At 74.1% G+C, this 24,454-nt stretch carries 18 protein-coding genes and 1 pseudogene; 11 read left to right on the forward strand and 8 right to left on the reverse strand.

The genetic code is table 11. The features are described 5' to 3' along the window. Positions 1 to 823: 823 nt before the first annotated feature. A complete protein-coding gene (locus OG618_RS34625; protein WP_329491591.1) occupies positions 824 to 1,234 on the reverse strand; it encodes a hypothetical protein in 411 nt (136 codons plus the stop codon). Between the two features lie 66 nt (positions 1,235 to 1,300). Further along, positions 1,301 to 1,804 carry an RrF2 family transcriptional regulator gene (locus tag OG618_RS34630; RefSeq protein ID WP_329491592.1) on the reverse strand — a complete coding sequence of 168 codons (504 nt, stop codon included), beginning with the start codon at positions 1,802 to 1,804 and terminating at the stop codon, positions 1,301 to 1,303. Between the two features lie 106 nt (positions 1,805 to 1,910). Between OG618_RS34630 and OG618_RS34635 the strand changes: the two genes are divergently transcribed. The 3 genes from OG618_RS34635 to OG618_RS34645 all read left to right on the forward strand — a co-directional run bounded on the left by OG618_RS34635 (position 1,911) and on the right by OG618_RS34645 (position 6,007). After that, positions 1,911 to 2,654, forward strand: a complete 744-nt coding sequence (locus OG618_RS34635; RefSeq protein WP_329491593.1) for an SDR family oxidoreductase — start codon at positions 1,911 to 1,913, stop codon at positions 2,652 to 2,654. A 131-nt stretch (positions 2,655 to 2,785) separates the two neighbouring features. After that, on the forward strand, positions 2,786 to 2,995 hold the full coding sequence (locus tag OG618_RS34640; RefSeq protein WP_329491594.1) for a DUF6479 family protein: 210 nt from the start codon (positions 2,786 to 2,788) through the stop codon (positions 2,993 to 2,995). Positions 2,996 to 3,727: 732 nt separating this feature from the next. Next, positions 3,728 to 6,007, forward strand: coding sequence for a M4 family metallopeptidase (locus OG618_RS34645; RefSeq protein ID WP_442906907.1), 2,280 nt, complete (start codon positions 3,728 to 3,730; stop codon positions 6,005 to 6,007). Positions 6,008 to 6,121: 114 nt separating this feature from the next. Here the strand turns inward: OG618_RS34645 and OG618_RS34650 are convergent, their stop codons facing one another. Then, entirely contained in the window at positions 6,122 to 7,264 is a 1,143-nt protein-coding gene (locus OG618_RS34650) for an ABC transporter substrate-binding protein (RefSeq protein ID WP_329491595.1), read from the reverse strand. A 355-nt stretch (positions 7,265 to 7,619) separates the two neighbouring features. Beyond that, a complete protein-coding gene (locus OG618_RS34655) occupies positions 7,620 to 10,457 on the reverse strand; it encodes a SpoIIE family protein phosphatase (protein ID WP_329491596.1) in 2,838 nt (945 codons plus the stop codon). A 229-nt stretch (positions 10,458 to 10,686) separates the two neighbouring features. On the opposite strand from OG618_RS34655, the pseudogene OG618_RS34660 reads away from it, so the two are divergent. The 8 genes and pseudogenes from OG618_RS34660 to OG618_RS34695 all read left to right on the forward strand — a co-directional run. After that, positions 10,687 to 11,253: pseudogene (locus OG618_RS34660) on the forward strand (sigma-70 family RNA polymerase sigma factor); the annotation flags it as partial. A 427-nt stretch (positions 11,254 to 11,680) separates the two neighbouring features. Continuing rightward, on the forward strand, positions 11,681 to 11,899 hold the full coding sequence (locus OG618_RS34665) for a DUF6480 family protein (RefSeq protein ID WP_329492387.1): 219 nt from the start codon (positions 11,681 to 11,683) through the stop codon (positions 11,897 to 11,899). Beyond that, positions 11,893 to 12,942 (forward strand): MerR family transcriptional regulator, encoded by a 1,050-nt coding sequence (locus OG618_RS34670; RefSeq protein ID WP_329492388.1) that lies wholly within the window; start codon positions 11,893 to 11,895, stop codon positions 12,940 to 12,942. Before OG618_RS34665 ends, OG618_RS34670 begins: the two co-directional genes overlap by 7 nt. Before the next feature lie 272 nt (positions 12,943 to 13,214). Continuing rightward, positions 13,215 to 14,543: an NAD(P)/FAD-dependent oxidoreductase gene (locus OG618_RS34675; RefSeq protein ID WP_329492389.1), complete on the forward strand. Its 1,329-nt coding sequence runs from the start codon at positions 13,215 to 13,217 to the stop codon at positions 14,541 to 14,543. Continuing rightward, a complete protein-coding gene (locus OG618_RS34680) occupies positions 14,540 to 15,352 on the forward strand; it encodes a DUF1365 domain-containing protein (RefSeq protein WP_329491597.1) in 813 nt (270 codons plus the stop codon). The genes OG618_RS34675 and OG618_RS34680 overlap by 4 nt, the downstream gene beginning before the upstream one ends. Then, positions 15,349 to 16,635 carry a class I SAM-dependent methyltransferase gene (locus tag OG618_RS34685; RefSeq protein WP_329491598.1) on the forward strand — a complete coding sequence of 429 codons (1,287 nt, stop codon included), beginning with the start codon at positions 15,349 to 15,351 and terminating at the stop codon, positions 16,633 to 16,635. Before OG618_RS34680 ends, OG618_RS34685 begins: the two co-directional genes overlap by 4 nt. Beyond that, positions 16,632 to 17,492 (forward strand): DUF1295 domain-containing protein, encoded by an 861-nt coding sequence (locus OG618_RS34690; RefSeq protein WP_329491599.1) that lies wholly within the window; start codon positions 16,632 to 16,634, stop codon positions 17,490 to 17,492. The genes OG618_RS34685 and OG618_RS34690 overlap by 4 nt, the downstream gene beginning before the upstream one ends. Then, on the forward strand, positions 17,489 to 18,802 hold the full coding sequence (locus OG618_RS34695; protein ID WP_329491601.1) for a cryptochrome/photolyase family protein: 1,314 nt from the start codon (positions 17,489 to 17,491) through the stop codon (positions 18,800 to 18,802). The genes OG618_RS34690 and OG618_RS34695 overlap by 4 nt, the downstream gene beginning before the upstream one ends. A gap of 117 nt (positions 18,803 to 18,919) precedes the next feature. Here the strand turns inward: OG618_RS34695 and OG618_RS34700 are convergent, their stop codons facing one another. The 4 genes from OG618_RS34700 to OG618_RS34715 all read right to left on the reverse strand — a co-directional run bounded on the left by OG618_RS34700 (position 18,920) and on the right by OG618_RS34715 (position 24,051). Continuing rightward, positions 18,920 to 20,671, reverse strand: a complete 1,752-nt coding sequence (locus OG618_RS34700; protein ID WP_329492390.1) for a beta-galactosidase — start codon at positions 20,669 to 20,671, stop codon at positions 18,920 to 18,922. A 136-nt stretch (positions 20,672 to 20,807) separates the two neighbouring features. After that, positions 20,808 to 22,148 carry an ABC transporter substrate-binding protein gene (locus tag OG618_RS34705; RefSeq protein ID WP_329491602.1) on the reverse strand — a complete coding sequence of 447 codons (1,341 nt, stop codon included), beginning with the start codon at positions 22,146 to 22,148 and terminating at the stop codon, positions 20,808 to 20,810. 56 nt (positions 22,149 to 22,204) lie between these two features. Then, on the reverse strand, positions 22,205 to 23,101 hold the full coding sequence (locus tag OG618_RS34710; protein ID WP_329491603.1) for a carbohydrate ABC transporter permease: 897 nt from the start codon (positions 23,099 to 23,101) through the stop codon (positions 22,205 to 22,207). Next, positions 23,098 to 24,051, reverse strand: a complete 954-nt coding sequence (locus OG618_RS34715; protein ID WP_396487148.1) for a carbohydrate ABC transporter permease — start codon at positions 24,049 to 24,051, stop codon at positions 23,098 to 23,100. Before OG618_RS34715 ends, OG618_RS34710 begins: the two co-directional genes overlap by 4 nt. Positions 24,052 to 24,454 lie beyond the last annotated feature (403 nt).

Raw genomic sequence — 24,454 nt, forward strand, 5'->3', positions numbered from 1 at the left:
GTCCGGCGTCGGGGCGACCGGCCTTGAGCCGACCCGTCCCGAGCGGACCGGCCCTGAGCAGACCCGCCCCGAGCCGACCGGTCCTGCCGGGGCGCCGACCGGTCGCCGGCACCGGTCGGGCCCGCCGCGCGCCCTCCGGGGCTCGGCCGAGGAGGAGGCCGAGCCGCGATCCGGGGAGCCGCTGTCGGGCGATGACCAGGGGAATCCCCCTGCGAAGGGCGGTACGCCGAGGCGGGCAGCGGCTCCCCCGATCGAGGCCGGACCGCCGGCCCGGCCTCACGGCACCGCCCGAGAAGTGACGAGCCCACAGCACCGTCGGCCCGGGCCGTGAGCGCGAGCGGCCGCGCCGGTGGCCTCCTGTGCCCTGGGCACGGCACCGTTCCCGACCTGATCGTCTCCATCGCGGCCCCCGGCGAGACCGCCGGGATCAGGCCCGGCATGACCGGTGGAGAGGCCGATCGGCTGTTGGGCGGCGGGACCGGCCTGGACCGGGCCGGGGCCCACCACCGGGCGAGGGGCCGGTCACAGGGGCGGCAGCCTGGAGGTCCGGGGCGGTCCCCAGGGGAGCTCTCGGACTCGACCCGGTGGACACCGGAGGGCGGTTCCGCGTTCCCTCGCACCTGGCCATCGGCGAGCGCGACTCCGCCGGCCCCGTGACGTACGAGACGGTTCTCGGCCGTCTCGCGGCACGCGGCTGCGCTTGGCGCCAGGACGAGGCTCCGACCTTCGACGACCAGCTCCGCGTCCGCACGGAGGCCGGCGTCCCTCGGCTTCGTGCGCGCGCCCGACGGGTGGCTGCCGCCGATCCCCTACATGTCGGCTCTCACGAAGGCCGGCCGAGCTCCCCGGTGCGGGCGGCGGCTGCCTCCTCCAGCAGCGACCAGCCGTCGAGCTCCACCGCTCGCCGGTCTCCCGGCTGCCATCCACGGGCCGCGGCCGTGCCCAGCAGGGCCCGGACGGCGCCCGGTTCGTGCAGGTTCAGTGAGCCACCCCGGACGAACCCGACGTCCCCGGAGCCCAGAGGGAACCCGCCGGGGACGTACCGGTCGGGTCCGCCGGCGAAGACGATGCGCAGCGTCCCGCCGGAGCCGGCCGGCTGCGGGTGCAGGGTGGGGGTCTCGCGGCAGTCGGTGAAGGCCTCGCCGGCCGGTCCGGGGTGGCTGTGGCGGAGCGACCACAGGTACGTCCGGCCGTCGGCGACCAGTCGGCGGGGCTTTCTCGGGTGGCGTGGCACAGAGCCGAGCGTACGCGGCGCGGTCCGCCGGGTCCGGCGGGGCCGGGGGCCGGAGAGGGCGCGGACCTACGGTGCGGCCGGTCCGCGCGGGTCGGCGCCCGAGGTCAGCCAGGCCCCGATCCCGGGGAGGGCGTCCGGCCCGTTGTCGGCCTCCACCGTGGCGGCCAGGTCGGCGATCGTGACCCCGGCCAGCGAGGCCCGCCAGGCGGCGTCCGCGGCCCCCATCGCGCGGGCGATGGGGCACGGCTCGGTGCACTGCTCAGCTGGTGTCGCGAACGGCCCGCGCCGGCGTATCTCGGTGCACACGAACGCCGGGGTTGCGCCGTCGACGGCCTGGACGACGTCCAGCAGCGTGATCTCGTGGGCCGCCCTGGTGATCACGTAGCCGCCGGTCTTGCCCTGGACCGAGCGCACCAGACCCGCCCGCGAGAGGGCCTGCAACTGCTTGGCCAGGTAGCTGGGCGACACCTCGTGCAGCTCGGCCAGCCGGGCCGCCGGTACCGGCTCCCCGGCGGCGGTCAGGACCACACAGCAGTGCAGCGCCCATTCGACGCCGCCGGACAGCTTCATGTCGCCTCCACATTGACTCGGACATAGACTATCCGAGTATTATCCCGGACATCTGATATCCGGGTTTGCCCCCAGGGGAAGCCCCCGCCACGAAGGAAGGCACACCATGAGGATCACCGTCATCGGCACCGGCCTGATCGGCTCCCGGCTCGCCGACGTGCTTGAGCGGCAGGGTCACGACGTGACGGCGGTGTCCCGGTCGTCCGGCCTCGACCTGCTCACCGGCGAGGGCCTCGACCAGGCGGTCGCCGGCGCCCACACGGTCGTCAACGTGACCAACTCCCCGACCTTCGACGAGCAGTCCCTCGACTTCTTCCGCACCACCGTCGGCAACCTGCTCGACGCCGGCGACAAGGCGGGCGTGCGCCACCAGGTCGCCCTGTCGATCGTCGGCGTGGACCAGGTGCCCCAGCTCGACTACTACCGGGCGAAGACCCTCCAGGAGGACCTGCTGCGCGGCGGCCCCACCCCCTACTCGATCGTCCGCGCCACGCAGTTCTTCGAGTTCGTGGAGCCCACGATGTCGTGGACCTCGGACGACAGCGCCGTCCGGCTGCCCGCGACTCCCCTCCAGCCCATCGCCGCCGACGACGTGGTCGACGTCCTCGCGGAGGTGGCCACGGCGGCCCCGCTGACCGGCACCCTCGACATCGCGGGCCCCGACCGGTTCACGCTGGACGAGCTCGGCCGGATCACCTTGGCCGCCAAGGGCGACGGGCGCCCCGTCGTCACCGACGACCAGGCGGGCCTGTTCGCCGCCGTCCGCGGCGACGTCCTCACCCCCGGCCCCGAGGCCCGCCTCGCGCCCACCCACTACCGCGACTGGCTGGCGGCCGCCATCGCCGGCTGAGGGCCGCGCCGGGCGCGAGCCCGGGCGCCCGGCGTGTGGTGCGGGTGTCGCGCCCCTGGGTCGGACGCCCGGCCCCGTCGGTACTCGGACGCGCACCGTTTGCGCGGGCCCGTAGCGGAAAGGCGCGGCGCATGGCAGTCATCGATCTCACCCGGACCACTCCACTCGCCGCGGACGGGGCGGGCGCACACCTCTGGCTGATCGCCGTGGGCGTCCTCCTGGTCGTCGCACTCATGCTCGCCTTCGTCCTGGGGCAGCGCCGCAAGGACCGCGAGCCGCCGCCCGTCGACCTGTCGGGGGCACGGGAGTCCGACCCGCGGCGCCAGCCGCCGCCGGGGTGACCCCGCTCGCCGGACCGCCCCGAAGGGCCCCGGGCCGGTCTGCCGACCCGTGAGCACCCGGCCTCCGCCGCACCTGCCCCAGCACGACCTCCGCCCCGGTACCGGACCCCGGTACCGGGGCGGACGTGTGCGGTGGTGGTGCCCGCGGGGCCCGTGAGCGGTGGTGGCGGAGTCCGGGTGGACGGTGGCGACGGCGGGATCGAGCCTGTCGCCGATGGTCCGCACCACGCGGTGCGGACCATCGGCGGTTGGGCGGGGGTGCGGTGAGGCTTCGGGCCGGTGGGGGAGCCGACAGTGCCCGATGGGCCGTCAGGCACCCGGGGGGTCAAGCGGCGGACGGGTGGGCCGGGTTTCGGCCAACCCGGCGGGCGGGTGCTGACATGTCCGCGCAAACATGGCACGCTGCCGCTAGCCGTTCGCGTCCAAGATGGCCGTACAACTTCGGTAGTTGACGTTGAGTCAGCACTTTGGTTCCCGCCCCCTGCTCCGTCGGACGAACACGGTTCCGCTCCACCCGGACGGCCAGGGTCCTGCCCGTCCGGGCCTGCACCGGCCGAGGTCGTACATCGGCCGCCTCCACGAGGAGTTCCGTTGAGAGGTTCCCCCCGCAAGGCCGTCGCTGCAGGTGCGTTGATCGCCGCATCCGCGATGATCGCCGTCACCTTCCCGGCACACGCCGCCCCCGCCCCCGTGTCCGAAGCTCCCGCCCCCGTGTCGGAAGCCCCCGCCCCCGTGTCCGAAGCTCCCGCCCCCAGGGCCGGTGCCCTCGCGGCGCCGTTGGGCGAGGAGGAGCGGACGGCGCTGCTGGCCGACGCCCAGGAGCGCCGCGCCGCCACCGCGAAAGCCCTCGGCCTGGGCGCCCAGGAGGAGTTGGTGCCGAAGGCGGTCGCCAGGGACGCGGACGGCACGGTGCACACCCGGTACGACCGCACCTTCGCCGGACTGCCCGTCCTCGGTGGTGACCTGGTGGTGCACACGGCCGCGAACGGCGCCACCACCGGCGTCGACAAGGCCACCGGCGCGGCCATCGCGATCGCGCCCGCCCTCGCGGCGGTCACCGCCGAGTCCGCCGACTCCGCCGCCCTGGAGCGCGCCAGGGCCGAGGGGGCGAAGGACGCGAAGTCCGAGTCCGTCCGCAAGGTGGTCTGGGCGGCCTCCGGCAGCCCGGCGCTCGCCTGGGAGAGCGTCGTCGGCGGTCTGCAGCACGACGGCACCCCCTCCGAGCTGCACGTGATCACCGACGCGGTGACCGGCGGCAGGCTGTTCGAGTACCAGGACGTGAAGAACGGGGTCGGCAACAGCCAGTACTCCGGTCAGGTCACCATCGGCACCGCCGGGTCGGCCGGCGCGTACAGCCTGACCGACAACGCCCGTGGCGGGCACCGGACGTACGACCTGCAGCACCAGGAGACCGACGACACGCCGGGCACGCTGTTCACCGACGCGGACGACGTGTGGGGCGACGGCGCCACCGGCAACGCGCAGACCGCCGGTGTGGACGCGCAGTACGGTGCCCAACTGACCTGGGACTTCTACCGGAACGTGCTGGGCCGCAACGGCATCAGGAACGACGGCGTCGCCGCCCACAGCCGCGTGCACTACGGCACCTCGTACGTCAACGCGTACTGGTGGGACGGCTGCTTCTGCATGACGTACGGCGACGGCGAGGGCGATGCCAACCCGCTCACGTCGATCGACGTCGCCGCCCACGAGATGACGCACGGCGTCACCTCCGCCACCGCCGACCTCGTCTACGGCAACGAGTCCGGCGGCCTGAACGAGGCCACTTCCGACATCATGGGCACCGCCGTGGAGTTCTGGGCGAACAACGCCGCCGACCCGGGGGACTACCTGATCGGCGAGAAGATCAACATCGACGGCGACGGCAAGCCGCTGCGCTACCAGGACCAGCCCTCCAAGGACGGCTACTCCAAGGACTACTGGTACTCCGGCGTGGGGTCCGAGGACGTCCACTTCTCCTCGGGCGTGGCCAACCACTGGTTCTACCTGGCCTCCGAGGGCAGCGGCGCCAAGCGGGTCAACGGCGTGAACTACGACTCGCCGACCCACGACGGCCTGCCGGTCAACCCGGTCGGCCGCGACGCCGCCACCAGGATCTGGTACCGGGCGCTGAGCACCCACATGACCTCCACCACCGACTACGCCGCCGCCCGTACGGCCACCCTCAAGGCGGCCGCCGACCTCTACGGCGCCACGAGTCCGACCTACAAGAACGCCGCCAACGCGTGGGCCGCGGTCAACGTCGGCGCGCGCCTCACCCAGGGCGTGACGGTCACCAACCCCGGTGACCAGGTCACCAGGACCGGTACGGCCGTGAGCCTGCAGACCAAGGCCGTCAGCAGCAATCCCGGCGCCCTGGCCTACTCGGCCACCGGGCTGCCCGCCGGCCTGACGATCAACGCCGTTACCGGCCGGATCACCGGCACCCCCACCGCTCAGGCCGAGAGCACCGTGACGCTCACCGTCAAGGACTCCACCGGCGCGCTGGACGTCGTGTCGTTCCTCTGGACCACCTACACCCTCGGTCAGTGCGCGACGTCCCAGCGACTCGCCAACCCCGGCTTCGAGTCGGGCCCGACGGCCTGGTTCGCCTCCGGCGCCCGGGTGATCGACTCCACCAATCCCTACACCGCGCCGCGCAGCGGCAGCTGGAAGGCGTTCCTGGACGGCTACGGGAGCACCCACACCGACACGCTGTCCCAGACGGTGTACATTCCCTGGGGGTGCCGGGCCACCCTCGGCTTCTGGGTGGACATCACCACCGACGAGGGCACCAGGAGCATCCCCTACGACAAGCTCACCGTGCAGGCCGGGGACACCGTGCTGGCCACCTACTCCAACCTGGACGCCACCACCGGCTACGTCCGCAGGAGCGTCGACCTCTCCGCATACGCCGGTCAGTACGTCAACCTGCGGTTCGTGGGGTCGGAGGACCTCGCCGCCCGGACCACGTTCCTGATCGACGACACCTCGGTCGACCTCGGTAACTGAACCGTCCGCCCGGACGGTTCCGCCGGCCAGTGACGGGCCGGTGCACCGGGGTGCAGGGCGAGGCCCGGCCCGGCGGGGCCGGGCCTCGCTCCGCGCACCGGTCGGTGCGGCCGGTCATTTCGGTACGGCGGTGGGCCAGTTGTTCTTGACGACGGTCTGCGCCTTCGCCACCTGGGACTCCTTCGGGAAGGCCGGGGTGCCCTCCACCGTCGGCAGTTTCGCGGCGAGCGCGGTGTCGAGGGTGCCGTTCTTGGCCATGGCGTCCATCAGGACCGGGCGGGCGAAGTCCACCAGCCGCAGGTTCTGGCCCTCGGGGGAGGCGAGGTACTCCTCCCAGAGGCGGGCGGCGGCCGGGTGCGGGGCGTCCTTGTTGACGGCCTGCGCGTAGTACTGGGAGAAGCTGCCGTCGAACGGGATGGAGACCCTCCAGTCCACGCCCGCCGGGCGCAGCTGGTCGACGTGCTGGAGGTTGAGGAAGTCCCACTCGATGCTGATCGGCGTCTTCCCGGTGGTGATCGCGGTCAGGTCGGAGTTGGCGTGACTGAAGTTGCCGGCCTCGTTCAGCCGGGCGAAGAAGTCGATGCCGGGCTGGATGTCGTCGAACGACCCGCCGTTCGCCAGGGCCACGGCGTACACGGCGGCGAAGGCCGACCCGGCGCTGGTGGGTTCGCCGGTGAACGCGATCATGCCCCTGTACTGCGGGTCGAACAGCTCGGCGAAGGAGTTCGGGCAGGTCTTCACCCGGTGGGCGTCGCAGCCGATGGAGACGTAACCGCCGTAGCTGTTGTACCAGCGGGCCCGGTGGTCCTTCTGGGCGGCGGGTATCTGGTCGTACCCGGCCGTGCGGTACGGGGCCAGCAGGCCCTCTGCGGCCGCGGACTGGGCGAAGGAGTCGCCGAGGTCGAGCACGTCGGGCGCGCCGGGCTGCCCCTTGAGCCGCTTGATGTCGTCGATCTCCTGCTGGCTGGAGCCCTCCGGGTTGTCGTTGACGACCCTGATCCCGTACTTCTTCGAGAACCCGTCCATCAGGCCGCCGTAGTTCGCCCAGTGGGGGAGCAGCGTGGTGGTGTTGAGCTGGCCCTCCGCCTGCGCCTGCCGGACCAGCTCGTCCATGCCGCCGATGTCCTGGGCGGAGGCGGAGCGGGCCGCCGCCACCGGCGTGCCGGCGCTCTGGCCGCCGCAGCCGGCGAGTCCGACGGTCACCAGGGTCAGGCAGGCGGCGAGAGCGGCCAGGTGGCTTCGACGAGGTGTGACCACGACGCCTCCAGAAGGAGTGCAGGGAAGTTCGGGGGCCGGGCCGCCGCCGGAAGGGCGGGGGCGGCGAGGTCTCGGCGGGGGCCCGGTGCCGGGCGGCGGGGTGTCCGGCGACCCGTGGACCCACGGGTCCCGCGTCCGGCCCGTGGGCCGGGTGTCGCCGACCGGAGGACTGCCGACCGCGGGGTCGCCCGGCCGGGCCACGGAGCCTGCGGCCGGTTCCGATGTGGTGACGATGAGTTACGGATCCCGGGTCGCGGTGACGCTGAGTACCAGACTACCGGTCCGGTGGGCGGTTCCGCCGGAAATGGCCGGCCGGCCTCACGAATCCCCGCCCGACCCCGCCCCGTGACCGGCCTCAGAGCTCGATGTCGTCCCAGGAGCCCAGCAGCATGGCGCCCAGCGCCTCCTCGTCCTGCGCCCCGCCGCTGTCGAGCGTCTGGGAGGCCCAGATGGTCTTGCCCCGCGGGGAGTACCGGGTGCCCCAGTGCTGGGCGTACTGGGCGACGAGGAACAGGCCGCGGCCGCCCTCGTCGGTGTCCTTGGCCCGGCGGATGTGCGGGGCGGTGCTGCTGCCGTCGGAGACCTCGCAGACCAGCGTCTGGGTGAGGAGCAGCCGCACCCCGACCGGGTCCTTGCCGTAGCGGACGGCGTTGGTGATCAGTTCGCTGAGGATGAGCTCGGTGCCGAAGGAGATGTGCTCCAGGCCCCACTCCGCCAGCTTGCGGGCACAGGCGTTGCGCACCGGGCCGACCGCGGCCGGGTCCCGGGCCACCTCCCACTCGGCGACGTGGTCGCGCTCCAGCAGCCGGGTCCGCGCCACCAGCAGCGCGACGTCGTCGTCCGGTCGGCCGGGCGGCAGCGTCGCCATCACGGCGGCGCAGACGGCCTCCGGCGAGGAGTCCGCCCCGCCGACGGTCGTCCGCAGCTCCTCCAGTGCCGCGTCCACGTCGCGGGTGCGGTCGCCGAGCAGCCCGTCGGTGTAGAGGACCAGCCGGGAGCCCTCGGGCACGGTCAGCTCGGCGGTCTCCACGGGCAGGCCGGCGCCGAGGCCCAGCGGCGGGGAGACCGGTGGGCGCAGGAACGTCACCGTCCCGTCGGCGTGGGCCACGGCGGGCGGCAGGTGACCGGCGGTGGCCGCGGTGACCTGCCCGGACACGGAGTCGTAGACCACGTAGAGGCAGGTGGCGCCGGTGATCGCCTGGACGCTGGTCTCGCTGTCCTCGTCCTGGACGTCGATCCGGGAGACGAGCTCGTCCAGGTGGCCGAGCAACTCGTCGGGGGGCAGGTCCAGCGCCGAGAAGTTGTGGATGGCGATGCGCAGCCGGCCCATGGTGGCCGCGGCGTGCAGTCCGTGCCCCACCACGTCGCCGACCACCAGTGCGACCCGGGCGCCGGGCAGCGGGATCACGTCGAACCAGTCGCCGCCGGCCCCGGCCTGCGCGGGCAGGTAGCGGTGGGCCACCTCCAGGGCCTGCTGCTCCGGCATGCCGCGGGGCATCAGGCTGCGCTGCAGGCTCACCGCCATGGCGTGTTCGCGGGTGTAGCGCCGCGCGTTGTCGATGCACACCGCGGCGCGGCCGGCGACCTCCTCGGCGAAGGAGAGGTCCTCCTGGTCGAACGGCAGTGAGGCCCCGGCGCGCCAGAAGTTCACCAGACCGAGCACCACCCCGCGGGCCTGCAGGGGCACCACCGCGAGCGAGTGGATCCCGTAGTCGAGGATCTGCTGGGCGCGTTCGGGGTCCTGGGAGCGCCAGCCGCTGGAGCCGGCCAGGTCCGGCTCCACGACGGATCGCCCGTCGTGCACGCTGGCCGCCATGGGCGTGTCGGGCGCGAACCGGATCAGCTTGCCGACCGGGTAGAGCGGGTGGTCCTCGGCCAGCCCGGCGACCGCGCTGCGGCGCAGCCGGACGCTGGCCCCGTCCGGCTCCTCGCCGCGCAGCACGGCGTCGCGCAACTCGACGGTGACGACGTCGGCGAACCCGGGGACGGCGACCTGGGCGAGCTCCTCGGCGGTGCGCACCACGTCCAGCGTGGAGCCGATCCGCATCCCGGCGTCGTAGAGCAGCCGCAGTCGCCCCCGGGCCACCTCCGCCCGGCCGGACAGCGCGCGCAGCTCGGTGGTGTCGCGCAGGGTCACCACGTTGGTGCGGTGCACGCCGAAGGGGGTGGTGGAGCGCTTGTTGAGGGCCAGCAGGCGGTCCGCCGCCAGGTGGACCTCGTCGCTGGCGATCCGGTCCGAACTCAGCAGGTCGGCGGTGCGGGCGTCCAGCCCCAGGTCGCCGATCCGGCGTCCCTCCGCGTCGGGCGGGAGGTCCAGCAGCCGCCTGGCCTCGTCGTTGGCGAGCAGCAGCCGGTCGTCGTCGCCGGTGATGAGCACGCCCTCCCGCACGGCGTGCAGGACGGCGTCGTGGTGTTCGTACATCCGGGTCATCTCGGCCGGGCCCAGGCCTCGGGTCTGCCGGCGCAGCCGGTGGCTCACCAGGGCGGCGCCGCAGGCGGCCAGCGCGACGGCCACGCCGGCGCCGGCCAGGAAGAGGGGCAGCTGCCGGTTCACCGAGTGCTGCACCGATTCCACCGTGACCGGGACGGAGACGATCGCGACCACCTTGCCCGAGGGGTCCTTGACGGGGGCGGCCGAGATCACCGACGGGCCCAGTACTCCGTTGAAGGTCCGGGTGAAGGAGATGCCCTGCGCCGCCTGGGCGTACGGACCGATGACGTGCTTGCCGATCTGCGAGGTGTCGCTGTGGGTGAGGGTGATCCCGTCCAGCTTGTACACGATGATGGCGTCGACGCCGGCGGCCTTGCGGGCCTCCTCGGCGAGGGGCTGCAGCGTCGCGCTGGGATCGTCGCTGTCCAGGGCCTCCAGGAGGCCCGGGGCGTGCGCGAAGGACTGGGCGGCGGCGACGGTGCGGTCCCGGGCGTCGGCCAGGGTCTCGCGCCGGGTCTGCAGGACGAGGGCCACCAGCGCCCCGGCGATGAGCAGGATCACCAGGAGCAGCTGGAGGAAGAAGACCTCCTGGGCGAAGCTGCGGGTGGCCGGCCCGGTCCGGCCGGCGAACGGGCGCGACCCGGCTGCCGACTCGCCCGTCGACTCCGGGGCGGTGGCCTCGGTCCGGGGCGGTGCGGTGGCGCCGGGCTTTCCGGAGCGACGGGTGAACCATCGCCGGAAAATGCCCGAATTTACGCTCATACCCCCTTTTATCCTGGTTTCCGCAGAACTGGCAAGGAAATCGTGACCGCCCGGTCCCTCCTGGGGGGCGGCTGCGGCTGCGCGGGCTGCCGGCGTGCTCCCGGTGTCCTCTCGGTGTCCTCCCGGGCACGGTCGGCGACGCGGCGCCGACCCCGGGCGGCGCGCGCACAAAACGCTGCACAAACGATTCGACTGGGCCGATGGAGCGGAATCGCTGCAGCGTGGAGACGTGACCCCACCCACGCGGACCTGTGTCGGCGTCCCCCTCCAGCGGGCGGCGCCGGCCGGCGACGACCTGCCACGGCTCCTGGCCCGCTCGGCGCGCGGCGACGAGGCGGCGTTCGAGCAGCTGTACCGCGCGGTCGCCGGGCCGGTGTACGGAACCGCGCTGCGGACGCTGCGCGATCCGGCCCACGCCGAGGAGGTCGCCCAGGAGGTCCTGTTCGAAGTGTGGCGCACCGCCGCGGCCTACCGGCCCGAGCGCGGGTCGGTGCTGACGTGGGTGCTGACCATCGCGCACCACCGGGCCGTGGACCGCGCCCGCGCCGCCCGGGCGGCCACCGAGCGCGACCGGAGCCTCGCCCGCCGGGACGCCACGGAGGCCGACCCGCCGGACGAACAGGCCGTCCGCTCGCTGGACCGGCTGCGGGTCCGGTCGGCACTCGCGGGTCTGAGCGGCGTCCAGCGCGAGGCGGTGGTGCTGGCCTACTTCGGCGGGTACTCGCAGCGCGAGATCGCGCACCGGCTGGAGGTGCCGCTGGGCACCGTCAAGACCCGGATCCGCGACGGTCTGACCCGGCTCCGGGCCGCGTTCGCACGGCCGGACCGGGGCGGAGCGCGCCCGGGGGGAGTGCCGGCCCAGCCGTCCCCCGGCACCGGCCGCCCGGGCCGGTCACCGGCCGGGAGCGGCCCGCGATCGCCGGAAGCGGGCCGAGGCGCCGCGCCGGCAGGGATCCGCCCGCGCCCGCCGGCGGGCCCGCCGGCTCCGGCCGCGCACAACGGTGCGGGAACGCTGCGCCGGGCGGCGGAGTGCCGTGCGGGAGAGCATGGAAGCGTCACTTCTGACGACGGGCCACCGTCGGTGGCCGTCGCCACCGGGCGTCCGCGGCCGCGTATACGGTTGACCACGCGAGCCCCTACGCGCACGCGAGCACCTACCCGATGCCCGGGGCGGCAGCGCTCCGACGCAGGCCCACGCACCGTCCCACCAGCGGGAGGACATCATGACTCTCGACCACCGCACCCCCGCGCACGAACGCCCCGTGCCCGCGAGCCCGCCCACCGAGACGCCCGAGTGCGAGTCGTCGACCTGCGCGGGCATCTCCACCCCGGAGTCGACCGAGCTGCACACGGCCTGGCCCGGCTGGATCCCCCTCCTGGTGATCACCGTGCTGGTGGTCTGCTGCGTCGGCTTCGCGGTGGGGAGGATCGGGGGATGGTGACCCTGCCCGCCGAGCACGGCGCCGGCCCGTGGGGCGGTGGCCGGGCGGGCCCACCGGACGCCCCCGAGGACGCGGGGCTGCCCACCGGCGGAGTCGCCCGCCGCCTCGGCGTGTCGCCGACCACGGTCCGCTCGTGGGAACGCCGCTACGGCATCGGCCCGGCCGACCGCGCGGCCGGGCACCATCGCCGCTGGAGCCGGCAGGACATCGCGGTCCTGGAGGCCATGTGCCGCCTCACGGCCCGCGGAGTGCCGCCGGGCGAGGCGGCCCGGGCCGCCCTGGCCGAGCGCCGCGCCGCGCTCCACGACGCACCGCCGCCCGCTGGCCGGCCGCCCGGAACGGAGGGGCCGGATGACATCCCGGCCCGCCGCGACCCGGGCGGCAGCCGTGCCCTGCGGGTCGGGACGGTACGCCCCGAGTGCCGCGGCCTGGCCCGGGCGGCGGTCCGGCTGGACGCACCCGAGGTCGCCGGGATCCTGCGCGACGCGGTCGTCGCACTGGGGGTGGTCGAGGCGTGGACGGAGGTCATGATGCCCGCCCTGCGGGCCGCGGGCCGCAAGTGGGCGGCCGACGGCGAGCAGTACGTCGAGGTCGAGCACCTGCTCTCCTGGCACGTCTCCAGCGTCCTGCGCGGCGTGGCCGTGGAGACCGGCCCGACCCGGCCGGTGCCGCCCGTCGTCCTCGCGGCGGTGCCCGGCGAGCAGCACACCCTCCCGCTGGAGGCGACGGCCGCGGCGCTCACCGAGCGCGGCCTGCCCTTCCGGATGCTGGGGGCGGCCGTCCCCTTCCGGGCCCTGCTCGACGCCGTCCACCGGATCGGCCCGGGCGCCGTGATGATCTGGTCCCAGGACCGGCACACCGCCGACCCCGAGCTGCTGCGCCGGGTGAGCGGCAGCATGTGGGGCCCGCGCGGCTCCCGCACCCGGGCCCTGGTGGTGGCCGCCGGCCCCGGCTGGGCCCGCGCCCTGCCCCCGGCCGGAGCCGCCTGCCCCCGCACCCTCGCGAGCGCCGTGGACCTCCTCGAACAGGCGCTCACGGGCTGACCTCCGCCGCCCGGCGGGCCGGTTCCCGGCCGCGCCGGGCCCCCGCCGGATCCGCGCCGGTCCCGCCCGGTGTGCCGGACGCCCGTCGGCCACGGTGCGCGGTGCGTACGAGCCCCCGCAGCCCGACGCCGGGCCGCTCCACGAGCCGGGATCCACGAGTCGGGCCGGTCCCCACGAGCCGGGCCAATCCGAGGACCGGGTCGGCTCCGAAGATCCGGTGCAACGACAAAGCGGGCCGCGCCGCGGCCCCGTCGGGAGGGGCTCTCGTGACCATGTTCGGCATCGTCTCCACCTCGCGGGCCCCCGCCCGCGGCGACGGCGGCGCGCGTCCGCGCCGGGTGGCCGTGGTGGGGTCCGGCGTGGCCGGACTCACCGCGGCGTACGAGCTGTCCCGCGCCGGGACGGAGGTCGAGCTGTTCGAGGCCGACGGGCGCCTCGGCGGCCACGCCCACACCCAGCGGGCGACCGCGCGGGACGGGCGGGTGCTGGCCCTGGACACCGGCTTCCTGGTCCACAACACCCGGACCTACCCCCACCTGCTGCGGCTCTTCGCCGAACTCGGGGTGCGCACCCAGGACACCGAGATGAGCATGTCCGTGCGCTGCGACGGGTGCGGTCTGGAGTACGCGGGCGCGCGCGGACCGGCCGGCCTGCTGGCCAGGCCCGACGCCCTGACGCGCGGCCGGTACCTGCGGATGCTCACCGAGGTGCCGCGCTTCCACCGGCGGGCCCGCCGCCTGCTCGCCGACCCGGCCGCCGGCGACCCCAGCCTGCGTGACTTCCTCACCGCCGAGGCCTTCTCCCCGTACTTCGTGAGCCACTTCATGACCCCGGTGGTCTCCGCGGTGTGGTCCTGCGCCCCCGACCTGGCGGGCGACTACCCGGCGCGGTACCTGTTCACGTTCCTCGACAACCACGGCCTGCTCGGGGTGACCGGCGCGCCGGCCTGGCGGACCGTCGTCGGCGGCTCCCGCACGTACGTGGAGAGGATCGCCGAGCGGCTCACCACCGTCCGCCGGTCCGCCCCGGTCCGGGCGGTGCGCCGGCACCCGGACGGGGTCAGCGTCGTCACCGCGGACGGACACCGGACCGAGGCCGACGCCGTCGTCGTCGCCACCCACGCCGACCAGGCGCTGCACCTGCTCGCCGATCCGACCGACGCGGAGCTGGAGATCCTCAGCGCCTTCACCTACTCGCGCAACCCGACCGTGCTGCACCGCGACCCCTCCGTGCTGCCCACCGCCCGGTGGGCCCGCGCCTCGTGGAACTACCGGATGCCCCACTGCACCGCCCCCTCGGACCGGGTACGGGTCAGCTACCACCTCAACCGGCTGCTCCGGCTGGACGCCGACGACGACTACCTGGTCACCCTCAACGAGGACCGGGACCAGCCCGTCCCGGAGCACCTGGTGGTCTCCCGCACCGTCTACGAGCACCCGGTCTACACCGCGGGCACCCTCGCCGCGCAGCGCCGGCTGCCCGAACTCGCCACGGCCCGCACCGCGTTCGCCGGCGCCTACCACGGCTGGGGCTTCCACGAGGACGGCTGCCGCTCCGGGGTCGAGGCGGCCCGGTCGCTGCTGGGGGTGGGCGCGCCGTGACCACCCCGCCCGGGCCCTGGGGCGCGGTCCTCTACGACACCCTCACCACCCATGTGCGCACCGATCCGCCCAGGCCGCCGTTCCGCCACCGCGGCTACCTGTGGCTGGTCGACCCGGACCGCCTCCCCCGGGTGCCGTGGCCGCTGCGTCCGCTGGCCTCCTTCCGCCCGCGGGACCACCGGATCGACCGGGGCGCAGGAGAGTTGACGATCCGTCAGGACATCGACCGGTACCTGGCCGAGCACGGCGTACGGCTCGGCGAGGGCCGGATCCTGATGCTCACCCAGGCGCGGTCGCTCGGGCACGTGTTCAACCCGCTGACCGTGTACTGGTGCCGCGACGGCGCGGGCCACCCGCTCTGCACGGTCGTCGAGGTCCACAACACCTACGGCGGCCGCCACCGCTACCTGCTGCCGCCCGATCCCGGCGGCCGTGCCGAGACTCCCAAGGACTTCTACGTCTCACCGTTCTTCCCGGTCGACGGACGCTACCGGATGGTGCTGCCGGAGCCGGGGGAGCGGCTGGCCCTGACCGTCCACCTGGACCGCGGCGGCGGCCGCGCCTTCACGGCCACCGTCCGCGGCACCGGCCGCCCGGCCGGCCCCGCCGCCCTGCTGCGTGCCGCGCTCGCCCACCCGCTCGCCACCTGGGCCGTCAGCCTCCACATCCGCTACCGGGGCGTCCGCCTCTGGCTGAGCGGCCTGCCTGTCCACCCCCGCCCGACCGCCGGCCCGGACCGGTGCGCAGAGCGGTCCACGCCCACGGAAGAGCCCACGGAAGTGCCCACGGAAGAGGTGCCCGCCCCATGACGACCACGGTTCCCCCGACGGCGAGGCCGACGCCCGTCGTCGATCCCGCCCGCTGGCCGGACGTCGCCAGGGTGCCGCACGTGCCGCTGCGCGCGGCCGTCGCCGGACGCCTGCTGCGCCGGGTCGCCGCGCGGCGCGGCCTGCTCGTCGAACTCCCCGGCGGCCGTGCCCTGCGGCCCGCCCCGCCCGGCGCGCCGGTGCTGCGCCTGCACCACCCGCGGGCCTTCCTCCACCGCCTCGGCGAGAGCGGCCTGATCGGCTTCGGCGAGTCCTACCAGGCCGGCGACTGGGACAGCCCCGACCTGGTCGCCCTGCTCACCGCGCTGGCCAGCGCCCCCGAGACCCTCGTCCCGGCCGGCGCGCGCTGGCTGCGCCGCTTCTACGTCCGGCGCCCGCCGGCGGCGGAACTGCCCACCGCGGCGAACGCCCGGAGCAACGTCCGCCGGCACTACGACCTGTCCAACGACCTGTTCGCCCTGTTCCTCGACCCGACGATGACCTACTCCTCGGCGCTCTTCGCCGCCGGACCGGACCGTCGGCCGACCGCCACCCGGGAGGAGCTGGCCGCCGCCCAGCACCGCAAGATCGACCGGCTGCTCGACCTCGCGGACGTCGGCCCCGGCACCCGGCTGCTGGAGATCGGCACCGGCTGGGGCGAACTCGCCCTGCGTGCCGCCGCCCGGGGCGCCCGCGTCGTCAGCCTGACCCTCTCCGAGGAGCAACTCGCCCTCGCCCGGCGGCGGATCGCCGAGGCCGGACAGCAGGACCGGGCCGAGGTCCGGCTCTGCGACTACCGCACCGCGGAGGGCGAGTACGACGCCGTCGTCAGCGTCGAGATGATCGAGGCCGTCGGACGCCCGTTCTGGCCGGACTACTTCACCGTGCTCGACCGGGTCCTCGCCCCCGGCGGCCGGGTCGCCCTCCAGGCGATCACCATGCCGCACGACCGCATGCTCGCCGGCAGCCGCAGCCACACCTGGATCCTCAAGTACGTGTTCCCCGGCGGCCGGATCCCGTCCGTGCGGGCGATGACCGAGACCGCCGCCCGCCACACCCGGCTGCGGGTGACCGGCACCGACGCCTTCGGGCCGCACTACGCCGAGACCCTGCGGCTGTGGCGCGAGCGCTTCTGCGAACGGCCCGAGGAGGTCGAGTCCCTCGGCTTCGACGAGGTGTTCCGGCGGATGTGGGAGCTGTACCTCGCCTACTCCGAAGCCGGGTTCCGCACCGGGTACCTCGATGTCCACCAGCTGCTGCTGACCCGTGCGGAGGGGGCGACGTGAACACCGGAGCCTTCGTCCTCGGCCTCGCGGCGACCGCCGCCGCGGCCCTCGTCGTCCTGCTCGTCGCGTTCGCGGTGGGCGTGCGGACCGGCCGCCACCGGGGTGTGGACGTCGCCTGGGGCCTGGCGTTCGCCGCGGTGGCGCTCACCGGGTACGCGCTGTCGGCCGGGCACGGGGACGACGGCCGCCGGCTGCTCGCGACCGCGCTCGTCCTGGTGTGGGGCCTGCGCCTGTCCGCCCACCTCTGGTGGCGCGCCCGGGGAGCGCCCGAGGACCCCCGCTACGCCGCGATGCTCTCCCGCGCCCCCGAGGGCCCGGCCCGCACGCGGTACGCGCTGCGGATCGTCTACCTGCTCCAGGCCGCCCTGGTGTGGTTCGTCGCGCTACCGGTCCTGGCCGCCCAGTACACCGACCGGCCGCCGGGCGCGCTCGCCTGGGCGGGCACCGCGCTCTGGGCGGTCGGCGTGTTCTTCGAGGCGGTCGGCGACCGGCAGCTCGCCCGGTTCAAGGCCGACCCCGGCAACCGGGGCGCGGTCATGGACCGCGGGCTCTGGCGCTACACCCGCCACCCGAACTACTTCGGCGACGCCTGCGTGTGGTGGGGCCTGTTCCTGCTCGCCGCCGACACGCCGGCCGGCGCGGCGTTCGTCCTCAGTCCGCTCCTGATGACCTACCTGCTGGCCTTCGGCAGCGGCAAGCCGATGCTGGAACGCCGGATGGGCGCGCACCGCCCCGGCTGGGCCGAGTACGCGGCCCGCACCAGCGGCTTCCTGCCCCTGCCGCCCCGCCGGACCCCGCGGGAACCCCGAACTCCCCGCACCCCCCAGCCCCCGTCGTCCCCGAGGTCCCCCCGATGACCGTCTCGATCGCCCTGTTCACCCAGGACCTGCGCCTGCACGACAACCCCGTGCTGCACGCCGCGCACTCCGCGGCCGACCAGGTCGTCCCGCTGTTCGTGCTCGACCCCGCCGTCGCGGCCGCGGGGTTCGCCGCCCCCAACCGGCAGGCGTTCCTCGCCGACTGCCTCGCCGACCTCGACGCCTCCCTGCGCGCCGCCGGCTCCCGGCTCGTCCTGCGCACGGGCGACCCGGCCGAGCAGGCGGCCCGCGTGGCCGCCGAGACCGGGGCCGCCACCGTGCACGTCGCCGCGGGCGTGAGCGGCTTCGCGCACCGGCGCGAGGCACGGCTGCGCAAGCTCCTCGACGACCGCCTGCACGTCCACGACGCGTCCCTGACCGTCGTCCCGCCCGGCCGCGTCACCCCGGCCGGGCGCGACCACTACACGGTCTTCACCCCGTACCACCGCGCCTGGCTGGAGGCACCCCGGCGGACCGTGCTGGCCGCACCCCGCCGGCTCGCCACCCCGGAGCACGTCCGCGGCGAGGACCTCCCCGCCGCCCGTCCGAGCTCACCCGCCCTGCCGCCCGGCGGCGAGACGGCGGCCCGCCGGCGCCGGCGGAACTGGGACGTCGACGGCTACGCCGACCTGCACGACGACCTCGCCGCCGACGACACCTCCCGGCTCTCCCCGTACCTGCACTTCGGCTGCCTGTCCCCGACCGAACTCGCCACCGACGCCCTGCGGCACGACAGCCCCGGCGCACGGGCGTTCGTCCGGCAGCTCGCCTGGCGCGACTTCCACCACCAGGTGCTCGCCGCCCGCCCCGAGGCCGCGCACCGCGACTACCGCACCCGGGACGACCACTGGCACCACGACGAGCGCGAGGCCGAGGCGTGGCGCCGGGGCCGCACCGGCTACCCGATCATCGACGCCGGAATGCGCCAACTCGCCCACGAGGGCTGGATGCACAACCGCGCCCGCCTCCTGACGGCGAGCTTCCTCACCAAGAGCCTCTACCTCGACTGGCGCATCGGCGCCGCCCACTTCCTGTCCCTGCTCGTCGACGGCGACGTCGCCAACAACCAGCTCAACTGGCAGTGGGTCGCGGGAACCGGTACCGACACCCGGCCCAACCGGGTCCTCAACCCGCTGCGCCAGGCCGACCGTTACGACCCCGACGGCGATTACGTCCGCCGGTGGGTGCCCGAACTCGCCCACCTCCCCGGCCCGCTGGTCCACCGGCCCTGGCTCCTGGACGACGGCTACCCGCCGCCGATCATCGAGCCGGAGGCCCTGACCGCGCGGTTCCGGCACGGGCGCTCCTGACCCCGGGCGCTCCTGACCCCGGGCGCTTCTGACCCCGGGCGCACGTGCCGGCCACGCCAACGGCGGTGGGTGGTGGGCCCGCCGGCCCACCACCCACCGCCGCGGTCCGGTCGGGCCCTACTCCTCGGTCGGCCCGAGGTCGGCGTGCTCGCGCAGTTCCACGGTGCGCGCGCGGTGGGCGGCGTGCAGTTCCAGCACGGTGATCTCGTTCGCCCCCGGGCGCAGGACGGGGCCGGGCACGAACAGCGAGCGCTGCGGCCCGCGCGACCAGTAACGGCCGAGGTGGAAGCCGTTGACCCAGACGTTGCCCTTCGTCCAGCCCGGCAGGTGGACGAAGGTGTCGCCGGCCTCGGCCAGCCGCACGGTGCCGCGGTGGAAGGCCGGACCGACCTGGGTGCCCGCGTCCTCGGCGAAGGGCAGCGCGTCGAGGCTGCTCAGCGGCAGCGGCCGGCTGGTCCAGCCGGCCGCCTCGGCGCCGTCCAGCAGCACCCGGCCCAGCAGGCCCTTGCGGTCGTGGATGCCCGGGCCGTAGTTGACCCGGCCCTGGTTCTCCACCAGCAGGCTCAGGACGGCGCCCGCGCGCGGCGCGGTGAACGCGATCGCCCGCTCGTGCCGCTCGCGCTCCAGCACCCCGACCGGCTGGCCGTCCACGAACACCTGGGCCCGGTCCCGCACCGTCTCCGCCTCCAGCAGGACCGGCCCCGCGGCGGGCAGGACGGTCTCGTAGAGGACGAAGCCGAAGTCCTGGCCGAGCTGCTCCATGGTGAGCGGCCGTTCGGCCCGCACCGCCTCGCCCAGCGCCGGCAGGTTGGCGAACAGCGGTGCGCAGGAGGTCAGTTCGACGGTGAGGGGACCGATCTTCGGTGCCCGCGCGGGCACCGGCTCGGCCGGCACGGGGGCGTACTTGGCGATGACCTGGCGGAACGCCTCGTACTTCTCGGTGGGGTCACCGGCCTCGTCCAGCGGGGCGTCGTAGTCGTAGGAGGTGACGGTGGGCCGGTAGGTGTGCTTGTCGTTGGCGCCGTTGGTGAACCCGAAGCTGGTGCCGCCGTGGAACATGTACAGGTTGACGGAGGCGCCGGTGGCCAGCACGGTGTCCAGCTCCTCGGCGGCCTGGGCGGGGTCGCGGACCACGTGGTGGCCGCCCCAGCGGTCGAACCAGCCGATCCAGAACTCGGTGCTCATCAACGGGCCGGTGCTCTGGTGGGCGCGTAGGGTGGCCAGGCCCTGCGCGGAGCGGCTGCCGAAGTTGGCCGTGGCCAGGGTCCCGGGCAGGGCGCCGCGGACGACGTCGCCGGGCTGGTCGCAGGTGAACAGCGGCACGTCGACGCCGCAGCGGCGCAGCGTGGCGGCGAGGTGCGCCAGGTGGGCGGTGTCGCCGTCGTAGGCGCCGAACTCGTTCTCGACCTGCACGGCCAGCACCGGGCCGCCGTTGGTCGACAGGTGCCGGCGCAGCGGCGTCAGCAGCCGCTCGAAGAAGTCCTCCACCGCGGCGAGGTAGCGCGGGTCCTGGCTGCGCAGCAGGATGTCGGGATCGGCGAGGAGCCAGGACGGCAGCCCGCCGCCCTCCCACTCCGCGCAGATGTAGGGGCCGGGGCGGAGCAGGACGTGCAGCCCCTCGGCGGCGGCCAGGTCGAGGAAGGCCGGCAGGTCCAGCCCGGCGTCGAGGCGGAACTCGTCCGGGCGCGGCTGGTGGAGGTTCCAGGGGACGTAGGTCTCCACCGTGTTGAGGCCCATCAGGCGGGCCTTGCGCAGGCGGTCGGCCCAGTGGCCCGGGTGGACGCGGAAGTAGTGGAGGCCGCCGGAGATGATCCGCAGCGGCTGGCCGTCGAGGGTGAACCCCTCGTCGTGGATCTGCAGGACGGGCATGGTGTGCTGCTGCTCCTGGGAGAGGTGGGTGCGCGGACCGGCCGGCGAGGTCCGGTCGGCCGGTCCGGGCGGGTTCGTCACCGGCCGGCGCGGACGCGGGCGGTGGACCGCCCGGGACGCCCGCGCCGGCTGCGGGTCACGGCGCGGTGACCTTGAAGCCCTGCTGGTTGCCGTAGTCGGTGATGCGCTTCTGCCAGGCGCTCAGGCCGGTGTTGATGTCGGTCGAGATGTTCGGGCCGACGGTGTCCTTGAAGACCGAGTTGGCGTACAGCTGGTAGGGCAGGTACTGCCAGCCCTTGGCGACGGCGGCGGAGGAGTCGGCGAAGACCTGGTTGGCCTTCTGGCCGCCGAGGCCCTGCACCGGCTGGTCGAGGAAGGCCGGGTCCTTGAGCAGCTCGTTGGTCGCCGGGAAGAGGCCGTTGGCGGAGAGCGAACGGACGGCCTGCGGGTCGGAGTTCAGCCAGATCGCGAAGGCCGCGGCGGCGGCCTTGTTCTTGCTGCTGCTGGTCACCGCGACGGAGGAGCCGCCGTTCTCGGAGGAGACGTTCTCGCTCGCGCTCCACTGCGGGATGGGCGCGGCGCGCCAGTCGGCCGCGGTGTCCGGGATGGTGGAGGCGATGTTGCCGGGGGCCCAGGCGCCGATGATCCACATGGCGTACTGGCCGCTGCCCATCGACTGCCACCACTCGTTGGTCCACCCCGGGGCGGTGTCGACGAGCTTGCGGTTGATCAGGGAGGTCCACAGGTCGGCGGTCTTCTTGGCGCCGGCGTCCTGGAGCTTGACGGTGACCGAGGTGGAGTCGGTCTGCTGGAACGGGCGGCCGCCGGCCTGCCAGATCAGGCTGTCCACGCCGCCGGCGTCGCCGGGGTCGATGGAGGTGATGAACCGCTTCGGGTCGGACGCCTTGATCTTGATGGCCGCGGCCTCGAACTCGGCCCAGGTCTTGGGGGGTTCGATCTTCAGCTCGTCGAGGATCTTCTTGTTGTAGAACATCGCCATCGGGCCGGTGTCCTGCGGGATGGCGTAGACGCCGTCGGCGATGGCCACCTGGGACCAGGCGGAGGCCGCGAACTTGCTCTCCAGGGCGGCGGCGCCGTAGTCCTTGAGGTTCACCAGTCGCTTGGACAGGGCGAGTTCGGGCAGCGCGAAGTACTCGACCTGGGCGACGTCGGGGCCGCCGCTGCCGGCCTTCACGGCGGTCTGGAGCTTGGTGTACTCGGTCGCCGACTGGCCGGCGTTGACGATGTCGACCTTGATCTTCGGGTACTTCTGCTCGAAGAGCGCGACGGTCTTGTCCATGTTGGGGGCCCACGTCCAGAAGGTGAGCGTGGTGGGCGTGTCCAGGGCCTTCGCCGGGTCGGCGGGCGTGGCCTCGCCGCCGCCCGAGGAGCTGCAGGCGGTCAGGGTCAGGGCCAGCGCGGCGGCGGGCACGAGCGCGAGCAGTCTGCGGCGCGGGGTGGAGTGCGCAGGGGTCATGGCGGGTTTCCTTGCCGGGAGGTGGGGTGGGGTGGGCGGGGTGGGAGCGGGGGGCGTCATTCCTTGACGCTGCCGGCGGCCAGGCCGGACTGCCAGAACCGCTGGAGGAACAGGAAGGCGACGACGAGCGGGACGATCGCCAGCACGCTGCCGGTGATGACGAGCGGGTAGAAGCCGGTGGTGGTGGCACCGCTGCCGGCCGCGCCGGTCGCCAGCGAGTTCCACTGGTTGAGGCCGACGGTGAGGGGGAACCACTGCGGGTCGCTGAGCACGATCAGCGGCAGGAAGTAGTTGTTCCAGGTCGCCACGAGGGAGAACAGCAGCACCGTGACGAATCCGGGCGCGAGCAGGCGCAGCGAGATGGTGAAGAAGGTGCGCAGCTCGCCGGACCCGTCGATGCGGGCGGCCTCCAGCATCGAGTCCGGGACGGCGCCGAGGGCGTAGACCCGCATCAGGTAGACGCCGAACGGGCTGGCCAGGGAGGGCAGCAGGACGGCCCAGGGGGTGTCCACGATGCCGACCTTGCTGAACAGCAGGTAGGTCGGCACGGCCAGTGCGGTCCCGGGGATCGCGACGGCGCCCAGGACGATCGCGGCCAGCGCGGTGCGGCCCCGGAAGCGGTACTTGGCCAGGGCGTAGCCGGCCGCGGTGGAGATGAAGGCGGCTCCGCCCGCGCCCACGACGGCGTACAGCAGGGTGTTGGCGAACCAGCGCAGGTAGATGCCGTGGTCGTAGGTCAGGACGGCGTGGATGTTGTCGAAGAAGTGGAAGTCGCGGCCGAACCAGAGCCCGAACCCGGTGGTCAGCGAGCCGGTGTCCTTCGTGCTGGACATCAGCAGCCACAGCAGCGGCAGCAGGGCGTAGACCAGCATCAGGCCCATGGCCACGGTGAGCGCCGTGCTGGAACGCCTGCGCCCCCGCCCCGCCCGGCCGCTGGTGGTGTTCGCGCTCACAGGCTCTGTTCCTTTCGCATCGACCGGGCCTGCACGGCGTAGGCGACCACTGCGGTCACTCCGCCCAGGAGCACGGCGACGGCCGCCGAGTAGTTGAACTGCTGGCCGTTGAAGGCCAGGTTGTAGGCGTACATGTTGGGCGTGTAGCTGGTGGAGATGACGTCCGGGGCGAGGGACTGCAGGACGTTCGGCTCGTTGAAGAGCTGGAAGGTCCCGATGATCGAGAAGACGGTGGCCAGGGCCAGCGCGGGCCGCAGCGCGGGGAGTTTGATGCTCCAGGCCGTACGGATCGCGCCCGCGCCGTCGACCTCGGCGGCCTCGTAGAGCTCCTGCGGCACGGTCCGCAGGGCCGCGTACAGGATGAGCATGTTGTAGCCCACGTACTCCCAGGTCACGACGTTGCCGATGGAGGCGAGCATCCACGTGCCGCCGAGCAGGCGGGGCACGTCGGTGTGCAGGGCGTCGCCGATCTGGTGGATGAGCCCGAAGCGGTCGCCGTACAGGTAGCCCCACATCAGCGAGGCCACGACGGCCGGGACGGCGTACGGGACGAAGATGCCGATCCGGAACAGCCCGGGCCAGCGCAGCCGTCCGCTGTCGATGGCCAGCGCCGCCAGCAGGGCGAGCAGCAGCATCAGCGGGACCTGGACGACCAGGAAGAGGGTGACCCGCCACAGCCCGGTCCGGAAGAGCTCGTCCCCCAGGGCGCGGGTGTAGTTGTCGAACCCGACGAAGACGTTGCCGCCGACCAACCGGTCCTGGAAGAAGCTCAGGTAGGCGGCGTAGCCCAGGGGGGCCGCGATGCCGATCACGAACACGATCAGGAACGGGGCGAAGAAGACATAGCCGAAGGACCCGTGACCGCGCCGGCTCGAACGCAGCTGTGGACGGGGCCGGCCCGGGGGCCGGACGACGGGGGCGGGTGGGGCGGGGAGTTGCGACGTGCTCACGGGGTGCCCTTCACGGCCGATGTTTACGCCAACATGAAGCTGGCGTTGAGTCTTGACCGCTGATGGCGGGGGAGTCAAGGGCCTGTCCCGGCGTGATGCGGCTTCGTGATGAACCGCCACCGGGCCTGCGGCGGCTGGTGCGTGCGGCCGGGCCGGGGGAGTCGACACCTGCCCGGTGGGCGGATGTCCGCCCTGGTCGGGAGGGGTGCCGGTGGCCAGGGTGGCCGGTTCGCCGCCCCCCTCGGGGGTGCCTGTCGGGGGCTGTCGGCCCACCGGATTCCGCCCCGGGGAGGGTGTCGGTGCGGGGTGGAGAAGATTACGACCGCGTATCAGTCGGTTTACCAGCTTGACGCCCGCACGGGCGGCGAGTGTCATTGTTCCAACGCGTTTGAACATGTTGAGT

This window comes from Kitasatospora sp. NBC_01246 (genome assembly GCF_036226505.1).
In the GTDB taxonomy this organism is placed as follows: domain Bacteria; phylum Actinomycetota; class Actinomycetes; order Streptomycetales; family Streptomycetaceae; genus Kitasatospora.